The sequence below is a fragment of the Streptomyces sp. STAM6 genome, assembly GCF_054963715.1.
In genome coordinates, this window is record NZ_JBUEFZ010000020.1 from 89,878 (window position 1) to 110,753 (window position 20,876).

Sequence of the window (20,876 nt, forward strand, 5' to 3'; positions counted from 1 at the left end):
TGATGACCGACGAGGTTCTGCTGGCCGTAGGCACGCGCAAGGGACTCTTCATCGGCCGCAGGCGCGGCGGCCGGTGGGAGTTCGACGAGCCCCGGTTCAACGCGCAAGCGGTGTACGCGATCGGGATCGACACGCGCCGTCTCACCCCGCGGCTGCTGGTCGGAGGGGACAGCGCGCACTGGGGCCCGTCCGTGTTCCACTCCGACGACCTGGGGGCGTCCTGGACCGAGCCGGCGACACCGGCCGTCAAGTTCCCGCAGGACACCGGGGCTTCACTGGAGCGGGTGTGGCAGCTGCACCCGGCGGGGCCCGCCGCACCCGGCGTGGTCTACGCCGGCACCGAGCCCGCCGCGCTGTTCCGCTCCACGGACGAGGGCGAGACCTTCGAGCTGGTGCGGCCGCTGTGGGAGCACCCGACCCGGTCGCAGTGGGTGCCGGGCGGGGGCGGCGAGGCGGTGCACACCGTCGTCACCGATCCGCGCGACCCGGACGCCGTGACGGTCGCCGTGTCGACGGCCGGGGTCTTCCGCTCCCGGGACGGCGGCGAGAGCTGGTCGCCGTCCAACCAGGGGGTGTCGGCCGTCTTCCTGCCCGACCAGCACCCGGTGTTCGGGCAGTGCGTGCACAAGATCGCCCAGGACGCGGGCGATCCCGACCGGCTCTACCTCCAGAACCACTGGGGCGTGTACCGCAGTGACGACGCGGGCCTGAGCTGGACCGACATCGGCGCGGGCCTGCCGTCGGACTTCGGCTTCGCCGCCGTCGCCCACCCTCGGCACGCCAATGTGGCCTACGTCTTCCCCATCACCGCGGACTCCGACCGTGTTCCGGCCGGGCGGCGCTGCCGGGTCTACCGTACGAGGGACGCCGGCGAGACCTGGGAGGCGCTGGCCGACGGTCTGCCCCAGGGCGACCACTACGGCACGGTGCTGCGCGACGCCATGTGCACCGACGGCGCCGACCCGGCCGGCATCTACTTCGGCAACCGCAACGGCGAGGTGTACGGCAGCGCGGACGACGGCGACAGCTGGCAGTTGCTCGCCTCCCACCTTCCCGATGTGCTCTGCGTGCGGGCGGTGGTGATCGGTTGAGGAGCCGGTCCACTGCGCCAGTAGAGTGACGGCCGTGGCAGCACGACCGTTGAAAGAAATCGTCGAGCCGGGATGGGCCGAGGCCCTCGCACCGGTGGCCGAACGCATCGCAGGAATGGGTGACTTCCTCCGGGCGGAGATCGCCGCGGGGCGCACCTACGTCCCCGCCGGATCGAAGGTGCTGCGGGCGTTCCAGCAGCCGTTCGACGAGGTGCGGGTACTGATCGTCGGACAGGATCCCTATCCGACGCCGGGGCACGCCGTGGGTCTGAGCTTCTCCGTGGCACCGGAGGTACATCCGCTCCCGCCCAGCCTGGAGAACATCTTCCGGGAGATGCACACCGATCTGGGGGTGGCGAGGCCGTCCAACGGCGACCTCACCCCATGGACCCGTCAGGGGGTGCTGCTGCTCAACAGGGCGCTGACGACGGCTCCCCGCAAGCCGACCGCGCACCGCGGCAAGGGCTGGGAAGTGGTCACGGAACAGGCCATCAAGGCGCTCGCCGCGCGCGGGAAGCCCCTGGTTTCCGTCCTGTGGGGCCGCGACGCCCGCAATCTGCGTCCGCTGCTCGGTGATCTCCCCGCGATCGAGTCGTCCCACCCCTCCCCCATGTCGGCGGACAGAGGGTTCTTCGGCTCACGACCGTTCAGCCGCGCCAATGACCTGCTGGTGCGTCAGGGTGCCCAGCCCGTGGACTGGCGACTTCCATGATCCCCCCGGGGCGGGACCGGTGAGGTCTCGCTGCTGGGTGCTCGGCGTCGACTCGGGCGGCTCCGGGCTGCGGATCGCGCTCGCCGCGGTGGAGAGCGGCCGGGCCGGGGCCGGGGGCGGCGTGCTCGTCGAGGTCGTCCACACCGCCGCGGGTGACCGGCCGGTGCGTACCGGGCCGGACGGGATCGAAGCCGGGCATCTGCTCGAACTGGCGTTGCCTGCGGCCGAGGAGATGCTGGCGCGGGCGGATGCGGAGGGTACGGCCGCGGTGGCCGTCGGCGCCGCCGGGATGGCGTCGCTCGGAGACGATCTGCGGGCCATGCTGCCCGCGGCACTGCACCGCTCGCTGGGGGTGCGCCGGCTCGCGCTGGCGGCCGACGCGGTCACCGCCTACGCGGGAGCGCTCGGCCAGCGGCCCGGGGCGGTGGTCGCCGCGGGCACCGGGCTGATCGCGCTCGGCACCGATCTCACCGGGTGGCGGCGCGCGGACGGCTGGGGGCATCTGCTCGGCGACTGCGGCGGCGGGGCCTGGATCGGCCGCGCCGGGCTGGAGGCGGCGCTCCGGGCCCACGACGGGCGCCGCGGCGGCTCCGCTGCGCTCCTCGCGCGGGCCGAGGCGGTGTTCGGGCCCGTCGCGGAGCTGCCGGGCCGGCTCTACCCGCGGACCGACCGGCCGGCGGTACTCGCCTCGTTCGCGCCCGAGGTGGCGCGGTGCGCGGCGGACGACCCGGTGGCCGCGGGCATCCTCGAACAGGCCGCCGCGCACATCGCGGAGGCCGCGGCCGCCGTGTGCCCGCCCGGCGGGGAAGGCGTGGTCGCGCTGACCGGTGGGCTGTTCAGGACGGGCGATCCGCTGCTCGTACCGCTGCGGGCGGAGCTCGCGGAGCGACTGCCGTACGCGCGACCGGTTTCCGCCGCGGGCGATCCGCTCAGCGGTGCGCTGGCCCTCGCTGCGGCGCTCGCCACGGACACGCTGCGGCTTCCCCGGGAGCCGGGTCTGCTGGATGTGACCGAGCGGTAGGTCCGGCTGCCGGAGCCTGCGGGCGACTCGCCGGACAAAGGCGGACAGAGGGAGCCGGACTGCCCCCTCCCCGAGCAACGGGGCAGGTAAAACCAGTAGCATGCGGCGCCATGAGCTCCCCCACTGGGCCCGCTTCCGGCCTGCCTGTACGAATGCCGCGACCCCGCCAGTCCGGGCGGCACCGTCGCCCCGAACCCGTGGCGGCGCCCGAGGGCGCGCCCGCGCTCGTTCTCGCCGTTCCCGGCGCCCCTTCCGCGGCTGTGCGCAGCCTGGCGGAGGAGGTCGTGAGCATCGCCCGGTCCGAGCTGCCCGGCCTGGAGGCCGCCATCGGCTTCCTCGACGGTGACGGCGCCGAGTACCCCACGCTCACGGCGGTACTGGCGCAGGCCTCGGCCCTCCGGGTCGAGCGGTACGAGCTGGCGCTCGCGGCCGGCCGCGAGGTCGCCGAGCCCGAGGGCCCGGCCGCCGTCGTGGTGCCGCTGCTCGCCGGCCCGGACAGCACCCTGATGGGCCGCATACGCGAGGCCGTCGCGGAGAGCGGCGCGGCCGTCGAGCTGACCGATGTGCTCGGCCCGCACCCCCTGCTGGCGGAGGCCGTGCACGTCCGGCTCTCGGAGGCCGGTCTGGCCCGCGCCGACCGGGCGCGGCTGTTCACGGTGGCCACCGCCGCGGACGGCATCGTGCTGGCCACGGTCGGCGGCGAGGAGGCCGTGCAGGCGGCCGGGATCACCGGCATGCTGCTGGCGGCCCGGCTGGCCGTCCCGGTGATGGCCGCCGCCCTGGACCACGAGGGGTCGGTCGCGGCGGTCGCCGAGCAGCTGCGGGGCTCCGGTTCCGCGCAGCTGGCGCTCGCGCCGTACCTGGTCGGGCCCGAGCTGCCCGAGGGGCTGCTCGACGAGGCGGCGAAGGCCGCCGGCTGCGCGGTCGCCGAGCCGCTGGGGGCGTATCCGGCGGTGGGCAAGCTCGTGCTGTCGCAGTACACGACGGCGCTGGGCATCGCCCCGCGGCCGCAGGGCGCTCCGGTCCGCTGAGGCCGTTTCTCGAGCACACCGCGAAGGGCCCGCACCGTGAGGTGCGGGCCCTTCGTCATGCGTCCGGGCGGCGCGGCCCGTCAGACGAGGACCACGCAGGAGGCGGCCGGTACCGGGAGGGTTCCGGCGGGGCGGGGTGTGCCTTTGTCCGGGTCGATGTCGAACCAGGTGACGTCGCCCGAGCGTTCGTTGGCGGCGTAGAGGCGGCGTCCCCGCGGGTCGATGGCGAGGTCCCTGGGCCAGTGGCCGCCGCACGGGACGGCCGCGACCGCGTCGGCCTTCCCGCCGGCCGGGTCGAGCGCCAGGACGGCGATGACGTCGGCGCCACGGACGGCCGCCCAGACGAAGCGCCCGTCGGGGGCCACGACGAGGCCGGAGGGGTGGCTGACGGGCCCGCCGCCGGTGGGGAGCACCTCGGTCTCCCCGACGGGCTCCAGGACGCCTGTGGCGGCGTCCCAGCGGCATACGGTCAGGGAGGGCGTCAGCTCGCCGAGCACGTACACGTGGCTGCCGGACGGGTGGAAGGCCAGGTGGCGCGGTCCGGTGCCGGGGCGCAGCGCGGTCTCGCCGTGGGGCACCGGGGTGCCGGTGGCCGGGTCGAGGGCGCTGATGTGCACCGAGTCGGTGCCGAGGTCGACGCTGAGCAGCCACCGGCCGCCGGGGGCGGCGGTCACGTGGTGGGCGTGGGGTCCGCCCTGGCGGTCCGGGTCCGGGCCCGTGCCGCGGTGCGGAAGCAGGGCCGTGACGGCGCGGGGTGCTCCGTCGGCGGCCAGCGGCAGGGCGCTCACGCTGCCCGAGCCGTAGTTGGCGGTGACGACGTGCCCCGGGGTGAGCGCCAGGTGCGTGGGGCCCGCGCCCCCGACGGCGACGGGCTCCGTGACGAGCCGGGGTGCGGGGCCCGTGATGTCGAACGCCGCGACGGCGCCCTCGTCGGTCTCCGACACCGCGTAGAGCAGGCCGCGGCCGGGGTCCACCGCGAGGAAGGACGGGTCGGCGATCACGTCGGCCCCGCCGGTCACCGTCAGGCCACCGGTCCGCGCGTCGACGTCCGCCGCGAGGATTCCGCGGCCGCCGGACGAGGTGAACGATCCGATGAAGGCGCGCCGGCCGTGCGGACCCCCGTTTTCCGGCGTGCTCCCGCCCGCTTCCGCACTGCTCGTCATCGCGCTGCCTCCCCGCCGCCGGTGCTCGTCGCGGCGACGGTAGCAGGTCTAGACCAGGTGGGGCGAGCGGTCCAGCGGGGCCCGCGGGGAGCTGTGCAGCGGCGTCGCCAGCTCGGCGAGGGCCTTCTCCAGGCCGTGCAGATGGGTGAGCGCGGCCTCGGCGGCCGGGTGGTGGGCCGCGCCCCCGGCGGCCTCGGCGCCGGCCGGTTCGGCGGGGCGCGCGCCGGGTGCCACCAGGGCCTGCACGGCCGCCTCGACGCGCCAGCAGGCGGCGGCCAGCCGGGCATCGTGCGAGGCGTCCGGGTCGGCCGCCACGGCGACGAGGCCGCGCACCTCGCCGGCGCAGGCGTCCAGGAGGGCGATCACCTGGCGGGCGCGGGCCTTGCGGGCACGCAGCGGGCTCAGGGGGTGGACGAGCGGGGCGAGGGAGACGCGCACCCGGCCGAGCAGCAGTTCCAGCTCGGCGGCGAGCGGAGCGGGGTCGGCCTCGGGGTCACCGGCGAGCCGACGGGCGGCGGCGGTGGTGCAGCCGTGGACGCAGTGCAGGGCGCGCTGGATCCAGGCGTCGGTCGCGGCGTGGGTGGTGACCGGCAGGATCAGCGCGACCCCGATGGCGGCGCCGAGGGCACCCGCGGCGGTCTCCTCGAAGCGGAGCAGCAGCAGGCCGGGGTGGAGGACGCCCAGCAGCCCGTACAGCAGTCCGGCCATCACGGTGACGAAGAACATCATCCAGCTGTACGACGGCGCGGCGGTGTAGAAGATGCCGAAGACGCAGACTCCGACGAGCGCGGCCGTCGGGCCGGGCGCACCGTCCAGCGGGACGGCGATCAGCAGGCCGGCGGCGATCCCGGTGACGGTGCCGACGACGCGGCGGAAGCCGCGCACCAGGGTCTCGCCGCGCGAAGCGGTGTTGACGAAGATCCACCAGGCGGTGCCGACGGCCCAGTACCACCGTTCCTGCGAGAGCAGCTGGCCGACGGCGAGCGCGAAGCCGCAGGCCACGGTGGCCTGGAAGGCCTGCCGGGTGGTGGGCCGGGCCAGCCCCCGGCCGGGCAGCGGCACGGGCGCCGCGGGCGGCGGCGTACGGCGCTCGATGCACCACAGGCCGAACCGGACGCCGCCGGACGCCACCAGGGCCAGCGCGACCGCGCCGTACAGCTCCGGCAGCTGCGCCGGGAGGGCGTGCAGGAACTGGGTGACGAAGAACATCATGAACGCGAAGATGCCGAGCGCGTGCCCGCGCGGCCCCCAGCGGCGGGCGTACACGCCGCAGAAGACCACCGCGAGCCAGGAGAGGTCGCGCAGCAGGGGGGCGCCGTGCAGCACCGTCGCGAGGGCCAGCACGGGGAAGCCGACGACCGGCAGCAGAACCGTGGTGACCGCCTGGCGGCGGACCGTCCCGTCACCGACGGTGAAGAGCGCGAGCAGCGCGGCGAGGCCTCCGGTGACGGAGGCGGTGAGGGAGAGTCCGGCGAGCTCCGCGGCGGTCACCGCGAGGCCCACGCCCAGCACGGCCCGCAGCGAGACCCGCAGCCGCATGCGCCCCGGATCCGGAGCCACGAACATCCTCTTGACGCTCTTCACGACGGTGAACCGCCCCCTTGCCGTACCACAGCCGTTCCCTGACATGGCGAAGGCGCCGCGGGGTCCGGCCCGGCTCCGTCGCCGACCGGCGCTGCGCAGCGCCAACTACTTCAAGAGGAAAGCATCACTCCGCCCACTGGCTCAACCGAGCCGGCTGACATTGGGCCATTGGTACAGTCGAAGAAGAGACGACCGGGCCAGAAGGGAGCCAACGGACCATGGCGGTGGATGAGCTCGACACCCGGATCCTGCGGCTGCTGATCGAGCAGCCCCGTACCAGCGTGCGCGAGTACGCCCGGATCCTCGGCATCGCGCGCGGCACGTTGCAGGCGCGCATCGACCGGTTGGAGCGTGACGGGGTGATCACGGGTACGGGCCCCTCTCTCTCCCCCGCCGCGCTGGGCCATCCGGTACTGGCGTTCGTCCACATCGAGGTCACCCAGGGGCATCTGGACGAGGTGGGCGACGCGCTCCCCGAAGTACCCGAGATCGTGGAGGCGTTCTCGATCACGGGGGGTGGCGACCTGCTGACCCGGGTCGTGGCGAGGGACAACGGTCACCTCGAGGACGTCATCCAGCGGCTGATCAATCTGCCCGGGGTCGTCCGGACGCGGACGGAGATGGCGCTGCGCGAGCGCGTGCCGCACCGGCTGCTGCCGCTGGTGGAGGCGGTGGGCCGGGTCTCCGGCGGCCGGCGCTGACGCGGCTTGGCATGCTGGGCCCATGGGCCCCTCACGCACCGCCGTCGTCTTCGACCTCGACGGCACCCTGGTGGACAGCGAACCGAACCACTACGAGGCGGGGCGCCGCCTGCTGGCGGCCCATGGCGTCACCGGCTTCACCTGGGAGCGCCACACCGACTTCATCGGCATCGGGACGCGCGAGACGCTGGAGGCGCTCAAGGAGGAGTACGGCCTGGACGCGTCGGTCGACGAACTGCTGGCCGGCAAGAACCGCCACTACCTGGAGCTGGCGCGGGCCGCGACCGAGGTCTTCCCCGAGATGCGGGCCTTCGTCGAGCGGCTGCACGCCGCGGGGGTGCCGATGGCCGTGGCGTCCGGCTCGTCCCGCGCCGCGATCGAGGCGGTCCTGGGCGGCACGGGCCTGGACGCGTACGTGGCCACGCTGGTCTCCGCCGAGGAGGTGGAGCGGGGCAAGCCGGCCCCGGACGTCTTTCTGGAGGCGGCGCGCAGGCTCGGCCGTGATCCCGCCGAGTGCGTGGTACTGGAGGACGCACCGCCCGGCGCTGCGGCGGCGCACGCGGCGGGCATGCGGTGCATCGCCATTCCATATCTGCCCGCCACCGTCGGCGATCCGGCCTTCCGGCGCGCGGGGCTGTTGTTCCCGGGCGGTCAGGGCGAGTTCACCGCGGTGGCGGCGTACGACTTCGTGGTGCGCGGCTGAACCGCGCGGCGCGGCGCACCCGGGTGGTGCGCCGCGCCGTGGGGTCAGGCGAGTGCGGGGGCCGGGTCGCCTCCTGCCGAGGCCCCGCCCTTGGCCGAGACCCCACCGTCGGCCGGGGTCCGGCCGTCCGCGGTGAACGGGCCGCCCGCCGATGCCGTTCCTCCCGCCGGGGCCGTCCCGTCCGACGGGGCCGTCCCGTCCGACGGCGTCCGGGCGTCCCTGAGCCATTGGGCGAGGGCGCGGACCGTGGGCCGGGAGAACAGCGCGGAGACGGGCATCTCCACGCCGGTCTCGCGGCGCAGCACCGCCACGAGCCGGACGGCGCGCAGCGAGTCGCCGCCGAGCTCGAAGAAGTTGTCGGTCACGGACAGTTCCGGCAGGTCGAAGAAGTCGCCCCAGATGCCGAGCAGCAGCTTCTCCTCGGCGTCCGCGGGGAGTGCGGCGGCGCCGTCCGCGGGGGGCGTCTCCTCCGGCAGGGCGGCCAGCGCGGCGCGGTCCACCTTCCCGTTCGGGGTCAGCGGGAAGGCCTCCCGGACCGTCACGGCGGTGGGGATCATGTAGCCGGGCAGCCGGTCCACGAGGAGCCCGCGCAGATCGGCACCGGAGCACTCGGCCCCCGGTTCGAGCAGGACCTGGGCGGTGAGCCGGGTGCGGCCCCGCCCGCCGTCGACGCAGGCGACGGCCGCCCGCACACCGGGACAGCCGAGCAGCGCGGACTCGACGTCGCCCAGCTCGATCCGGTGTCCGCCGATCTTGACCTGCATGTCCTCCCGGCCGAGGAACTCGATCTCGCCGTCCGGCAGCAACCGGCCCCAGTCACCGGTGCGGTACAGACGGACGCCGGTGGCGGGGTCGACGACGAAACTCCGGTCGGTCCGCTCCCGGTCGCCGAGGTACCCGCGGGCGAGGCCCGTGCCGGCGATGTGGATCTCGCCCGGCACCCAGCAGGGGCGGGGCCGCATCAGCCGGTCGGCCACGAAGACGTGCTGGTTCCCCATCGGCCGGCCGTACGGGACGGAGTCGCGCTCCCCGTCCTCGGGCGTGATGCGGTGCCAGATGGACCAGATCGACGCCTCGGTGGCCCCGCCCAGGCTCCACTGGTCGGCGGCCGGGAACAGTCCCCGGACCTCGGCCGGAAGGGACACCGGGATCCAGTCGCCGCTCATGAGCACGGCGCGCAGCGGGGGCAGTCGGTCCGGCGGCCCCTCCAGGGCGTGCACGTGCGCGCAGAGCATGGCCATCAGCGCCGGGACGCTGTTCCACACGGTGACGCCACTGTCGGACATCAGGCGCAGCCACTGGCCCGGTTCGCGCTCGTCGCCCGGTGCGGGGACCACTACGGCGCCACCGACGGAGAGAGGGCCGAAGATGTCGTACACGGAGAGGTCGAAGTGCAGGGCGGACAGCGCCAGTACCCGGTCCTCCGCCGTGAGGGACAGTTCCTCGTTGACGTCCCGGACCGTGTTGACGGCCGGGCCGTGTTCGATCATGACGCCCTTGGGGACGCCGGTGGAACCCGACGTGTAGATCACGTACGCGAGGTCTCCGGGCGACACCTCGGCGTCGGGAGCGGCGGCGGGGGCGTGCTCGGGCGACCGGGGGGACACGGGCCGCTCCACCTGCGTGACGGAGGTCCCGTCGGGCCAGGCGACCGCGTCCCGCAGCCGGGGCTGCGTGAGGACCCGGGTGATCCCCGCGGAGGAGAGCACACCGGCGAGCCGTTCGGCCGGCCAGTGCGGGTCGACGGGGACGTACGCCGCGCCGCTGCGCAGGACGGCCAGGCAGCCGACGACCTGCTCCCAGCCCTTCTCCGTCACGACGGCCACGAGGGACCCGCGGCCCGCGCCCCCGGCAGCCAAGTGCCCTGCCAGGAGCGCCGATTCGTCGGCCAGCTCCGCGTAGGTGAGGGTCCGGTCGGGCGCGACGACGGCGATCGCCCCGGGGGTCTCCGCCGCCCGGGCGGTGAAGGCCTGGTGCAGCAGGGCGTCCGGCGGGAGGACCGCGAGGGGGTCCGTTTCCAGGAGCGACTCCGGGAGGCCGGTGAGGTGCCCCGGCCGGGCGGGCGCCGTCCAGGCGGAATCAACGACAGAGTTCACGAATCAGCCCTTCGTACGCGGCGAGCATGGCGTCCACGACGCCTTCGGGGAAGGCTTCCTCCACGACGTCCCAGTTCAGGATCAGCGCGCCGGCCTCCTCGAACGCCTGGTGGTCGAGGATGACCTGGGGAGTGCGCACACCGCTCCATACCGGTGTGCCCGATTCGCCCAGCCGGCACAGCGCGCCGACGGGGCCGGCCGCGGACGGATCGGCCGAGTGTCCCTGGGCGCCCAGGGTGCTGTTGAAGACGACGGGCATCCGGGCCCGTCCGGCGTCGCCGTCCAGTCGGCTGAGGTCGCGCAGGACGTCCAGCCCGGTGTAGGCGACATGCTCCATGTCCAGCATGAGCTGCCGCTGCACGGCCGCCGCTGTCTCGCGGAACGGCGCGGCCTGGTCGACGTGTACTTCGAGCAGGCTGGTGGAGGAGAAGTTGCCCACCACCCCCGACATGTCCTCCTCGCCGAAGGCGCCGCGCTGGGAGACGAGCACGGTGAGCGTGAAGTCGGGCGTCTTGGACCAGGTGGCCAGCACCTGGCAGTACGCGGCGAGTACGGCGCTCGAAGCGGTGACCCCGGCCGCGGCCGCGTTCCGCCGGAAACGCTCCCAGTCGTCGGGCTCGACCCGGATGAACCGGTTGCCGAAGACGGGTCGCTCGATGTCCCCGAGCCGTACCGCCAGGGGGAGTTCGGGCGCGGGCGGCAGGGACGCGGCCCGCTCCTGCCAGTACGCCCTGCCGGCGGCCAGGGCGTCGGACGCCTCATGGGCTCGCAGCGCGCGCGCATGGCCGGCGAACGAGGCCGTGGGAGCGGGCAGTTCGGCGTCCGGGTCCCGGTACAGCCGGGCCCACTCGTTGAACAGCAGGGTGCTGCTCGCACCGTCGGAGATCAGTACGTCGATGGCGACGTGCAGCCGGGTGACGGTGTCGTCGACACGGGTGGCGCGCACCAGGAAGAGCGGCCAGTGGGCGGTGTCGAAGGTGTGGGAGGTCACCTCGTCGTGGATGCCGGCCAGCCGGGCCGCGCGCTCCTCGGCGGTCAGCCGCCGGATGTCCTCGACGGGGATCGCGTACCCGGGGACGTCGTCGAGGACACGCTGCCCGCCCGCCGGGTCGAACACCGCGCGCAGCATCTCGTGGCGCTCGACGAGCCGCCGGAACGCGCGCTCCGCCGCCCCTACGTCGCACCCCGTGAGGTCGACCTCGATGCACAGCACCGTGGGAACGTTGCCCAACTCGAAGTCGCCGGCCCGGCCGGCGAGATAGGCCTCCTGGAGCTTGGTCAGCGGGAAGGGGGGCGCGTCGGGCCGGGCGGGCGCCGGGGCCACGGCCGGAACCGCTGCCACGGTCGCGGAAGCGGTCGTGGCAGGGGGGACGGGCGCGGACGCTGCCACGGGCGTGGAAGCTGCGGCGGGCGCGGTTTCGTCGTGCGCCGCGGCCCTCGCTCCGGGGGCCGGGACCGCCTGGGACGCCGTCGTGGCCTCATCGGGCTCAGGGGAGCGTGCCCCGGGTGCGGCGGCTGCCCCGGTCGCGGTCCGGGTCCGGAAGAGCGCGGCCACGTGCTGGGCGAGCGCCTCCGGGGTCGGGTGGTCGAAGACCACGGTGGCGCCGAGCCGGATCTCCAGGCCGCGGCCGATCCGGTTGCGCAGCTCCATCGACGTCAGCGAGTCGAAGCCCATCTCGTAGAAGGAGCGCTGGGCGTCCACCCGTTCGGGCTTGGTGCCGAGGAGGGCGCCGACGCACTCCCGGACCAGGCCGAGGAGGGCGGCGGTCCGCTGGTCGGCCGACACGTCCGGCGAGGTGAGCAGCGCACGGAGGGCGTCGGTGCCGCGCTCGGCCGCGGCCGGAGCGGCCGCCGGTGCGGTGGTGGGCGCTGCGGTCGCGGAGGCCCGGGCCGGCTCGGTCGCCGGTGCGGCGGCCCGGCTCGTGGACCGGAGGGAGGGCGCGGCCGCGGCCGTCGTGGGACGGACGGTGCGGGAGCCGGCGCGCCGTGCGGTGAGGTCCGCCAGCAGGAACGGGGCGTGCGCGGGGTCGCCCGACTCGGGGAACGCCAGGCGTGCCGCGACGAGCGCGGCGGCGCCGCCGGTGAGCGCGCCGTCGAACAGCGCGAGCCCGTCCTCCGTGGCGAAGGGGGCGACGCCGTTGCGGCGCAGCCGGAGCAGGTCGCTCTGGTCGAGGTGGCCGGTCATGCCGGTGGCCTCGGCCCAGAGGCCCCAGGCGACGGCGGCGGCCGGCCGGCCCTGGGCCCGCCGCCGGGCGGCGAACTGGTCGAGGAAGGTGTTGGCACCCGCGTAGTTGGCCTGCCCGGGGCCGCCCAGGACGCCGTAGAGCGACGAGAACAGCACGAAGCAGCGCAGCTGGTCCTCGCGCGTCGCCGCGTCGAGGTGGAGGGCCGAGTCCGCCTTGCTGCGCAGGACCGAGTGGAGCTGGTCGGGCGTCATGTTCGCCACGATGGAGTCGTCGAGCACTCCGGCCGCGTGGACGACACCGTTGACGGGGCCGTCGGCCCGTATCTCCGCGAGCACGCGGTGCACGTCGGCCGCGTCGGCCACATCGGCAGCCAGAACGCGCACGGTGGCTCCGAGCCGCTCCAGCTCCGCACGGAACTCCGCGACGCCGGGGGCCCGGTCGCCGCTGCGGCTGAGCAGGGCCAGCGAGGTGCTGCCCCATTCGGACACGAGGTGACGGGCCACCGCCCGGCCGAGGGTGCCGGTGCCGCCGGTGATGACGACGGTGCCCTCGCTCAGATCGGGGCGCTCGACGGGGCGGGCCGGGTCCGTGGCCTCGGTGTACGGGGCGAGCCGCGGCACGAGGACGTCACCCGAGCGGACGGCGAGCTGCGGCTCGGTACGGGCCAGCGCCCGTACGAGAGGCTCGGCCGAGTCCAGGGCGCGGGCGTCGAGGTCGACGACCCGGAACTGGCCGGGGCGCTCGGTCTGCGCGGAACGGACCATGCCCCAGACGGCGCTGTCCCCCAGAGCAAACGTTTCATCACCGGGCACGGCGACCGAGTCCCGCGTGACGAAGGTCAGCAGCGCCCGGTCTTCCAGGGCCTCGACGCGCAGCCACTTCTGCAGGGCTTCCAGCGTGCGTGCGGCGGAGGTGTGCACGCGCGCGAGCGGGTCGCCCTCTTCCGCGCCGTCCCCGGGGCAGGGCATGACGACCTGCCACCGGCCGGGCATGCTGGACACGATCATGATGGCCTCGTCGAGCGTGGCGACCGAGATACCCCCGCGGTTGGCGTCCCGCAGGAGGGTCGGGAGCCGGCCCTCGCCCCCGCCGACGACGCACAGCCTCGGCGTGTCCGGGCCCTCCGCCGCGTCGGGGCCGTACGAAGTGCCGGAGGCGTCCGCCGAGTCACCGCCGGACACCGTCGCCCACTCGACCGCGAACAGTCCGGGCCGGTCGAGGTCGACGGCCGCCGCGCTCGCGTGCGCCGCGCGGGCCGGTTCAAGGCCCCGTACCACCATGCGTTCAACGGCCAGCACGACCGTGCCGTCGTCGTCGGTGAGGGTCAGGGAGATCGCGTCGGGTGCGACGCGGCGCGCCACGGCACGGCACCGCTCGCCGGGGACGCCGGGGCCGGTGCGTACGCCGTTGAAGACGAACGGGACCGCGATCCGGCCCGCGCCGGGCTCCCCCAGCAGTCCGCGGTCGACGGCGGCGTGCAGGGCCGCGTCGGTCAGCGCGGGGTGCGCGGCGAAACCGCTGTGGTTGACCAGGGCAGCGGCGGGGAGAACGACCGTCGAACGGACCACGTCGCCGTCGTGTGCACCGGAGCGGACGCCCTGGAACGCTTCCCCGTAGCCGTACCCGAGCTCGCGCAGGCGCGCGTACATCGGTGCGGGCGTCAGGGCGGCGGTGCCGGCCGGGCCGGTGAGGTCGACGGTGGCCGCACCTTCGCGCGGGTGGGACAGGACGCCCTCGGCGTGGCGCCGCCAGGAGTCGGCTCCCGCCGTTCGGGAGAAGACGGTCACCGCCCGGGCTCCGGCCGCGTCCGGGGGTTCGACGGCCACCTGGACGTCGACGGCCGAGCCGTCCATCGGCAGCGGCAGCGGGTCGCTGAGCAGCATCTCGTCGACGCCCTCGCAGCCCAGCTCGCGACCCGCGGTCAGCAGCAGTTCCATGAAGGCCGTGCCGGGCAGCAGGGCCGTGTCCTCGACGCGGTGGTCCATCAGCCAGGGGTGGCTGCGGACGGACAGCCGGCCGGTCAGAAGGACCGTGCCGCCGGGCGTGTCGACGACGGACGACAGGAAGGGGTGACCGCCGTCGCGGACCGAGCCGGGCCCGCGGCGGAGTGCCGCCGTGGGCGTGGTCGCCGCCGGGAGAGCAGGCCGCGTGGGCGCCGGGGCAGCCGGCGCATCGGTGGACAGCCAGTACCGCTCGCGTTCGAAGGGATACGTGGGCAGTTCGGCCCGCGCCGCGGCCGTGTCGGCCGCCCCGGGGGCGGGGATCAGCCGGGCCCAGTCGATCGTGTGGCCCTGGACGTACGCCTCGGCGGCGGCCGTCAGGAACCGCTCGAGGCCGCCCTGGTCGCGCTTGAGCGTCGCGCAGACCGGGGCGGGGGCGCCCGCGTCCGCGAGGACGGCCTCGAGGGAGCCGACCAGGACGGGATGGGGGCTGATCTCGATGAAGGCGTCATAGCCGTGGGAGGACATCTCCGCGACGGTCTCGGCGAACCGCACCTGCCCGCGCAGGTTCCGGTACCAGTACCCGGCGTCGAGTTCGTCGCCGCGCAGACGACGGCCCTCGACGCTGGAGAACACGGGAACCGCCGAAGGCGCGGGCGTGATGCCGGCGAGGCCGTCGACGACGAGGTCCCGCAGCTCCTCCATGGCCGGGGAGTGGGAGGCGCACTTGGCCGGCACGCGCCGGGCGTAGACGCCCCTGGTGTCGCACAGGTCCAGCAGCCGCCCGATGCCGGGCTCGTCGTCGCCGGAGACAATGACGAACGAGGGACCGTTCGTGGCGGCGATCACGAGGTCGGCGCCGGATTCGGCCAGCAGGGCCGCGGTGTCCTCGGCGGACGCGGCGACGGCCGCCATGCCGCCCCGGCCGTGGCGCTCCAGGACGCGACTGCGGCAGGCGACCACCTCGGCCGCCTCCTCCAGGCCGAGCGCACCGGCCACGCACGCCGCGGCCACTTCTCCCTGCGAGTGGCCGACGACGGCCGCCGGTTCGACGCCGGCGGACTGCCACATGGCGGCCAGGCCCAGCATCACCGAGAACAGCAGCGGCTGGACGACGTCCGTGCGCTCCAGGTCGGTGTCCCGGTCCTCGCCGTGCAGCACGGCCATGAGGTCGAAGTCGAGGTGCGGCTTGAAGGCCGCGGCGCACTCCTCGACCCTCAGCCGGAAGGGCGCCGACTCGGAGAGGAGCCGTACGGCCATGTCCGGCCACTGCGAGCCCTGGCCGGGGAAGACGAAGACGGGGCGGCGGATGCGGCGGGCCTCGCCGTGGACCGCCGTGGAGTCCTCGGGGGAACCGGCGAACGCCCGGAGCGCGGCGACGAGTTCGTCGCGTCCGGTGCCGGTGACGACCGCGCGGTAGTCGTAGTCCTCGCGCTCGGTGCGTGACGCGTGGGCGACGGCCGGGAGCGGGGCGGTGCCCGCGGCGAGCCGGTCGGCCAGGGCCAGGGCGTAGGCGCTCAGCGCCGTCGGGGTCTTGGCGGAGACCTTCAGCAGGCTGGGGCCGTCCTCGGCGGCCCGGCCGGTCTCCCAGCCGGGGTCCGGGTCTCCGGCCTCGACGGACGCCCGGTGGGGACCGCCCGCATCCGTGCCCGTCCCCGGCTCTTCCCGCCAGCTCTCCAGGATCACGTGGGAGTTGGTGCCGCTGACGCCGAAGGAGGACACCGCGCAGCGCCGGACACCCTCGCGCAGCGGCCAGTTCCGGTTCTCCCGGAGCACGTCCACCGTGCCCGACCAGTCCACGTGCGAGTTCAGGGGCCCTTCGACGTGCATCGTGCGGGGCATCTCGCCCGCCTTCATGGCGGTGAGGCACTTGATGACGCCGCCGACGCCCGCGGCGGCCATGGAGTGCCCGATGTTCGACTTGAGCGAGCCCAGCCAGACGGGCGCTTCGCGCTCACCCTGGCCGTACGTGGCGTGGATGGCGTTGACCTCGATGGGGTCGCCGAGCTTGGTGGCGGTTCCGTGCGCCTCCACGAGCTGGATGTCCTGCGGCTGGAGACCGGCGTCGGCGAGCGCCTGGTTGATCACCTTCACCTGGGCGCGGCCGCTGGGTGCGGTCAGACCGTTGCTGGCGCCGTCCTGGTTGACCGCGGTGCCCTTGATCACGCCGAGGATGCGGCGGCGCAGACGCCTGGCCTTGGTGAGCGGCTCCAGGACGAGGATGCCCGCGCCCTCCGCCCAGACCGTGCCGTTGGCGGCGTCGGAGAAGGTCCGGCAGCGCGCGTCGGGCGAGAGCGCCTGCTTCTTGGCGTAGTCGACGAACATGCCGGGACCGGCCAGGACGGTGCACCCGCCGGCGAGCGCGAGGTCGGTCTCGCCGCTGCGCAGCGACCGTACGGCGGTGTGGATGGCCACGCCGGAGGACGAGCAGGCGGTGTCGATCGTCAGCGCGGGCCCTTCCAGGCCCAGCAGGTAGGAAATACGGCCGGAGGCGACGCTGGGCGAGGTTCCGGTGCCCATGAAGCCGGCGGTCTCGTCCTGCCACTTCCACAGCGGCATGCCGTATTCGTTGGGCATGACGCCGACGAAGACTCCGGTGCGGGAGCCCTTGAGGCTCGACGGCACGACACCGGCGCGTTCGATCGCCTCCCAGGCCACCTCCAGAAGGGTGCGCTGCTGGGGGTCCATGGCCTTGGCCTCGGCGGGGCGGATGCCGAAGAAGGCCGCGTCGAACGAGTCCGCGCCGTGCAGGAAGCCGCCCTGGCGCACATAGGCGGGGTCGTACAGGTCGTCGGTGTCCCAGCCGCGGTTGCCGGGGAAGTCGCCGACCGCGTCACCGCCCTCCCTGACGAGTTCCCACAGGTCTTCGGGGCTCTCCACCCCTCCGGGATAGCGGCAGGCCATCCCGATCACGGCGATGTCGTCGCGCGGCGCGTCGTGCTCAGCCATGCTTCGACTCCATCTCCTTGTTCACGCATTCCGCCAATTCACTGATCGTGGGGTGGTCGAAGACGACGGTCTCGGAGAGCTCCAGACGCGTCACTTCGATGATTCGGTCGAGGAACTCGATCAGGGTCATCGAGTCGATGCCCTGGTCCGTGAAGGACCGGTCCGGGTCGAGCCGGGGGAACGATCCGTCGAGCACGGAGGCGAGTTCACGCTCCAGGACGGAGCGGATGAGCCACTGCCGGTCGGCGTGGTCACGGGCCAGCGTCCACCTCTCGGGGAACGAGGGCCCGGGTGTGTGCGGCTCGGGTGCCGCCCGGTTCGCCTGCGGCCCGGGCAGGGCTGCGGGCTCCATCGCGGGTACGGCCGCAGACCTGGGTGCGGGCGCGGGCGCCGCGGTGGCGGCCGGTGCCGGGAGGGGGAAGCGCTCGCGCTGGAACCGGTAGCCCGGCAGTCCGGGCACCTTGCGCGGGCGTTCGCCCATGAGGGCCCTGACGGCGGTCGCGTCGCCGGCGTGGACGTACGCGCTCGCGGCCCGGACGTACCGCACGCGGTCGCCACCGTCCGCACCGCCGACGGAGCCGCCGCCCGCGAGCCAGTCGGGGGGCACGGCGAAGTCGTGGCCCGCCACCACCTTCTCCAGGCCCTGTCTGAAGTGTGTCCAGTCGGAGCCGACGACGGCCGCGCGGTGCTCGAAGTGGGTACGGCTGCCGAGGGTCCACGCCACGGCGCCGACCGGCGGCCGGCCCGCCGGGAAGGGGTGGTCGAGCAGGGCTGCCGCCAGGTCGCGCACGGCTTGGCCGGTGCGTCCGGACAGGCACCAGACGGCGGCCTCGTCCGCGGGTTCGCCGTCGCCGTTGCCGGGTTGGACCGCCGCCGCGGGTTCCGGCGCCGGGCCGAGCAGGACGTGGACGTTCGTACCGCCCATGCCGAACGAGCTCACGCCGACGGCCTCCCCCGCCGCGAACGGGCGGACCCTGTGGTGCGTGACGACCTCGATGTTGAGCTCGTCGAAGGCGATGCCGGGGTTGCCGGTGGTGTGGTGGAGCGTGGCCGGCAACTCCCCGTGCCGGAGCACCAGGCAGGCCTTGAGGAAGCCCGCGATCCCCGCCGCCGCCTCCAGGTGTCCGATGTTCGTCTTGACCGAGCCGACGCGGACCGGGTCCCCGTGCGGCCGGGCACGGCCGACGGCGGCGCCGACGGCGCGTGCCTCGACGGGATCGCCCACCGGTGTGCCGGTGCCGTGGAGTTCGATGTACGCGACGTCGGCGGGTCCGACTCCTGCGGCGGCCTGGGCGGCGGTCATCGCCTCGCGCTGGGCGTCCGCCGACGGCACGTTCAGCCCGCCGCGTCCGCCGTCGTTGGTGACGGCGCTGCCCCGGACGACACAGGTGATGTGGTCCCCGTCGCGCAGCGCGGCGTCGAGCGGCTTGAGGACGACGCACCCGCCTCCCTCGCCCCGCACATAGCCGTTGGCCCGCGTGTCGAAGGTGTGGCAGCGGCCGTCCGGCGACAGGCCTCCCCACAGCTGCACCTGGTCGGTCAGCCGCTGGAGGAGGTTGAGCCCGACGCCGCCGACGACGGCCGCCTCGCATTCGCCGAGGCGCAGCGCGGCCAGGGCCCGGTGAAGCGCGGCGAGCGACGACGACTGCCCGGTGTCGACGACTTCGCTGGGGCCGGTGAGACCGAAGTGGTGCGAGATCCGGTTGGCCAGCATGCAGCGGCTGCTGCCGGTGTGGCCGAACCGGTCCAGGCTCCCGGCCATGAGGTACTGGAGCCGGAAGTCGTCGGCGCAGGCACCGACGAAGACGCCCCAGCGCCTGCCCTTCAGATCCGGGGCCGGCACGGCGGCGTCCTCCACGGCCTCCCAGGCGAGTTCCAGCAGGAGGCGCTGCTGGGGGTCCATGTACGTCGCTTCCCGGCGCGAGACCCCGAAGAAGTCCGCGTCGAAGGCGTCGACTTCGCCGAGGAAGCCGCCTGTGCGGATGCGGCTGCCGCCGTCGTCCTCCGGACCGCTCCCGGCACCGGGCCGGTCGGTCCAGCGGCCGGCCGGGACGTGGCCCGTGCTGTCCCGTCCGGCGACCAGGTTGTCCCAGAACCGGGCCGGGTTCTCGGCGCCGGGGAAACGGCAGGACAGGCCGATGACCGCGACGGGTGGTGCGGAAGGTGAGGCAGGTGCCGAAGACAGGGAGGACGCCTGCGGTGCGGAAGGTGAGGCAGGTGCGGGGTACGCACCGCCGGGGTGGTGCGGTGTCGTCACGCGGATTCCGCCTCGCTGTCCGTGGCGCCGGCGGTCGGTCCGGGACCGACGCGCAGGTTCCGCAGCCCCCTGAAGGTGGGGCTGGCCTTCCATTCGTGGGCCTCGGCCGGGGTCAGGACCGTGAGGCCGGGGCAGCGCTCGATCAGCGTCTCGAAGGCGACGATCGCCTCCAGCCGGGCCAGGTGCTTGCCGATGCAGTTGTGGATGCCGCCGCCGAAGGCGAGGTGCTCGCGGCGGGGCTTGTCGATGTCGAACTCCTCGGAGTCCTGGAACCGGCGGTCGTCCCGGTTGGCCGCGGCGAACGCGAGGAAGACGATGGCGCCCGCCGGGATGGTCACCCCGTTCAGTTCGACGGTCTCCGTCGCATAGCGGTAGAGCGAGAGGTTGAACGGCGACTGGTGGCGCAGCATTTCCTCGACCGCGCCCGGCACCAGTGCGGTGTCCTGCCAGAGCCGCTCGCGCTGCTCCGGGTGGGCGTCCAGGGTCAGGAAGCCCGTGACGATGAGGTTCGCGGTGGTCTCGTAACCCGCCGCGAGGAGCGCGTACGCCTGGGCCACGGCCTCGGACTCGTCGAGCGAGTCGGCCAGGTGGGTCAGGACGTCGTCGTCCGGGCCGCCGCGCTTGGCCAGGATCAGTTCCCGCAGGTACCCGGTCATCAGGGCCGCGTCACGGCGCAGCACCTCGGGGGCGGCCGCGCTGGTGATCGTCTGGACCCAGCCGTGGAAGGTGCCCCGGTCGGCGTCCGGCACGCCCAGCGTGCGGCAGATCACGGCTATGGAGAAAGGAAAAGCAAAATCCTGGACAAGATCGAAAGACTCGCTTCCGGTCACGGCGTCCAGCGTCTCCCTCGCGGCCCGCCGGATGTCCTGGCGCCTCGCGGCGACCGAGCGGGAGGTGAAGGCGGCGTTGAGCGGCTTGCGCAGTCTGGTGTGCTTCGGCGGGTCGTTGTTCGCCATGTTGTCGTAGAGCAGCGAGGCGCGCGCCCGGCCGTCGGCCTCGCGCGCGGTGCCGGACGAATTCGCGGAGAAAAGCGGCATGGCTTCGTCGATGCTCTTGCGGAATCGCGGGTCCTGGAGGACGAATTCCACATCCTCGTAAGACGTGACGAGCCACGCCTTCAGTCCGGGTGGCAAATAGGCCATGCCCGTCGTCAGCACGATTTCCCGGGGCTTGTTGCCGTTCTCTCTGACGGCCCGGTAAATGGTGTGCGGATCGGCATAGAATTCATGGTCGAGAGCTATCGGACACGCACTGGGTCCGTCGCTGTGTGAGCCAGTCATTTCAACCTTCGTGGTGCGGTCGCGGCAGGCGCCGCGCAGGGCCGCCCGGGGGGCGGCCGGCGGGACGTGCGGGCAGGGGCGTTTCGTTCGTCTCTTGCCGGGCTCGCGGGCCCCGGCGCTGGCGCGGCCGCACGCACCAGCACCCGCTCACCGGCCCGGCCT

General features: G+C 74.3%; 12 protein-coding genes. 6 read left to right on the forward strand and 6 right to left on the reverse strand.

Annotated elements, in window-relative coordinates; all coding sequences use genetic code 11:
• Positions 1 to 2: 2 nt before the first annotated feature.
• From ACY34K_RS22335 to ACY34K_RS22350, 4 genes are all read left to right on the forward strand, one after another.
• Complete coding sequence (locus ACY34K_RS22335; RefSeq protein ID WP_462749769.1) at positions 3 to 1,091, forward strand: WD40/YVTN/BNR-like repeat-containing protein; 1,089 nt, start codon at positions 3 to 5, stop codon at positions 1,089 to 1,091.
• A 34-nt stretch (positions 1,092 to 1,125) separates the two neighbouring features.
• On the forward strand, positions 1,126 to 1,803 hold the full coding sequence (locus tag ACY34K_RS22340; protein WP_462749771.1) for a uracil-DNA glycosylase: 678 nt from the start codon (positions 1,126 to 1,128) through the stop codon (positions 1,801 to 1,803).
• A gap of 19 nt (positions 1,804 to 1,822) precedes the next feature.
• On the forward strand, positions 1,823 to 2,824 hold the full coding sequence (locus ACY34K_RS22345; RefSeq protein WP_462749773.1) for an N-acetylglucosamine kinase: 1,002 nt from the start codon (positions 1,823 to 1,825) through the stop codon (positions 2,822 to 2,824).
• A 110-nt stretch (positions 2,825 to 2,934) separates the two neighbouring features.
• Positions 2,935 to 3,855 (forward strand): sirohydrochlorin chelatase, encoded by a 921-nt coding sequence (locus ACY34K_RS22350; protein WP_462749775.1) that lies wholly within the window; start codon positions 2,935 to 2,937, stop codon positions 3,853 to 3,855.
• An 80-nt stretch (positions 3,856 to 3,935) separates the two neighbouring features.
• Here ACY34K_RS22350 and ACY34K_RS22355 read toward each other — a convergent pair whose 3' ends face one another.
• Positions 3,936 to 5,018, reverse strand: a complete 1,083-nt coding sequence (locus tag ACY34K_RS22355) for a lactonase family protein (RefSeq protein WP_462749777.1) — start codon at positions 5,016 to 5,018, stop codon at positions 3,936 to 3,938.
• A 48-nt stretch (positions 5,019 to 5,066) separates the two neighbouring features.
• On the reverse strand, positions 5,067 to 6,584 hold the full coding sequence (locus tag ACY34K_RS22360; RefSeq protein ID WP_462749824.1) for an FUSC family protein: 1,518 nt from the start codon (positions 6,582 to 6,584) through the stop codon (positions 5,067 to 5,069).
• 236 nt (positions 6,585 to 6,820) lie between these two features.
• Between ACY34K_RS22360 and ACY34K_RS22365 the strand changes: the two genes are divergently transcribed.
• Both ACY34K_RS22365 and ACY34K_RS22370 read left to right on the forward strand, forming a co-directional pair.
• On the forward strand, positions 6,821 to 7,303 hold the full coding sequence (locus tag ACY34K_RS22365) for an Lrp/AsnC family transcriptional regulator (protein WP_462749779.1): 483 nt from the start codon (positions 6,821 to 6,823) through the stop codon (positions 7,301 to 7,303).
• 22 nt (positions 7,304 to 7,325) lie between these two features.
• Complete coding sequence (locus ACY34K_RS22370; protein WP_462749782.1) at positions 7,326 to 8,006, forward strand: HAD family hydrolase; 681 nt, start codon at positions 7,326 to 7,328, stop codon at positions 8,004 to 8,006.
• 44 nt (positions 8,007 to 8,050) lie between these two features.
• Here ACY34K_RS22370 and ACY34K_RS22375 read toward each other — a convergent pair whose 3' ends face one another.
• Genes ACY34K_RS22375 through ACY34K_RS22390 form a run of 4 tightly spaced genes read right to left on the reverse strand, consistent with a single transcriptional unit; the run spans position 8,051 to position 20,576 of the window.
• Entirely contained in the window at positions 8,051 to 10,102 is a 2,052-nt protein-coding gene (locus ACY34K_RS22375) for a non-ribosomal peptide synthetase (RefSeq protein ID WP_462749785.1), read from the reverse strand.
• Positions 10,086 to 17,177 (reverse strand): SDR family NAD(P)-dependent oxidoreductase, encoded by a 7,092-nt coding sequence (locus ACY34K_RS22380; RefSeq protein WP_462749788.1) that lies wholly within the window; start codon positions 17,175 to 17,177, stop codon positions 10,086 to 10,088. The genes ACY34K_RS22375 and ACY34K_RS22380 overlap by 17 nt, the downstream gene beginning before the upstream one ends.
• Positions 17,170 to 19,434: a beta-ketoacyl synthase N-terminal-like domain-containing protein gene (locus ACY34K_RS22385; RefSeq protein ID WP_462749791.1), complete on the reverse strand. Its 2,265-nt coding sequence runs from the start codon at positions 19,432 to 19,434 to the stop codon at positions 17,170 to 17,172. The genes ACY34K_RS22380 and ACY34K_RS22385 overlap by 8 nt, the downstream gene beginning before the upstream one ends.
• On the reverse strand, positions 19,431 to 20,576 hold the full coding sequence (locus ACY34K_RS22390; protein WP_462749794.1) for a cytochrome P450: 1,146 nt from the start codon (positions 20,574 to 20,576) through the stop codon (positions 19,431 to 19,433). Before ACY34K_RS22390 ends, ACY34K_RS22385 begins: the two co-directional genes overlap by 4 nt.
• Between the last annotated feature and the right edge of the window lie 300 nt (positions 20,577 to 20,876).

Coding starts and splice junctions, on each gene's coding strand:
- ACY34K_RS22335 (WP_462749769.1), top strand. CDS start 3: ATGACCGACGAGGTTCTGCTGGCCGTAGGCACGCGCAAGGGACTCTTC.
- ACY34K_RS22350 (WP_462749775.1), top strand. CDS start 2,935: ATGAGCTCCCCCACTGGGCCCGCTTCCGGCCTGCCTGTACGAATGCCG.
- ACY34K_RS22355 (WP_462749777.1), bottom strand. CDS start 5,018: ATGACGAGCAGTGCGGAAGCGGGCGGGAGCACGCCGGAAAACGGGGGT.
- ACY34K_RS22360 (WP_462749824.1), bottom strand. CDS start 6,584: ATGTTCGTGGCTCCGGATCCGGGGCGCATGCGGCTGCGGGTCTCGCTG.
- ACY34K_RS22365 (WP_462749779.1), top strand. CDS start 6,821: ATGGCGGTGGATGAGCTCGACACCCGGATCCTGCGGCTGCTGATCGAG.
- ACY34K_RS22370 (WP_462749782.1), top strand. CDS start 7,326: ATGGGCCCCTCACGCACCGCCGTCGTCTTCGACCTCGACGGCACCCTG.
- ACY34K_RS22380 (WP_462749788.1), bottom strand. CDS start 17,177: ATGGCTGAGCACGACGCGCCGCGCGACGACATCGCCGTGATCGGGATG.
- ACY34K_RS22390 (WP_462749794.1), bottom strand. CDS start 20,576: ATGGCCTATTTGCCACCCGGACTGAAGGCGTGGCTCGTCACGTCTTAC.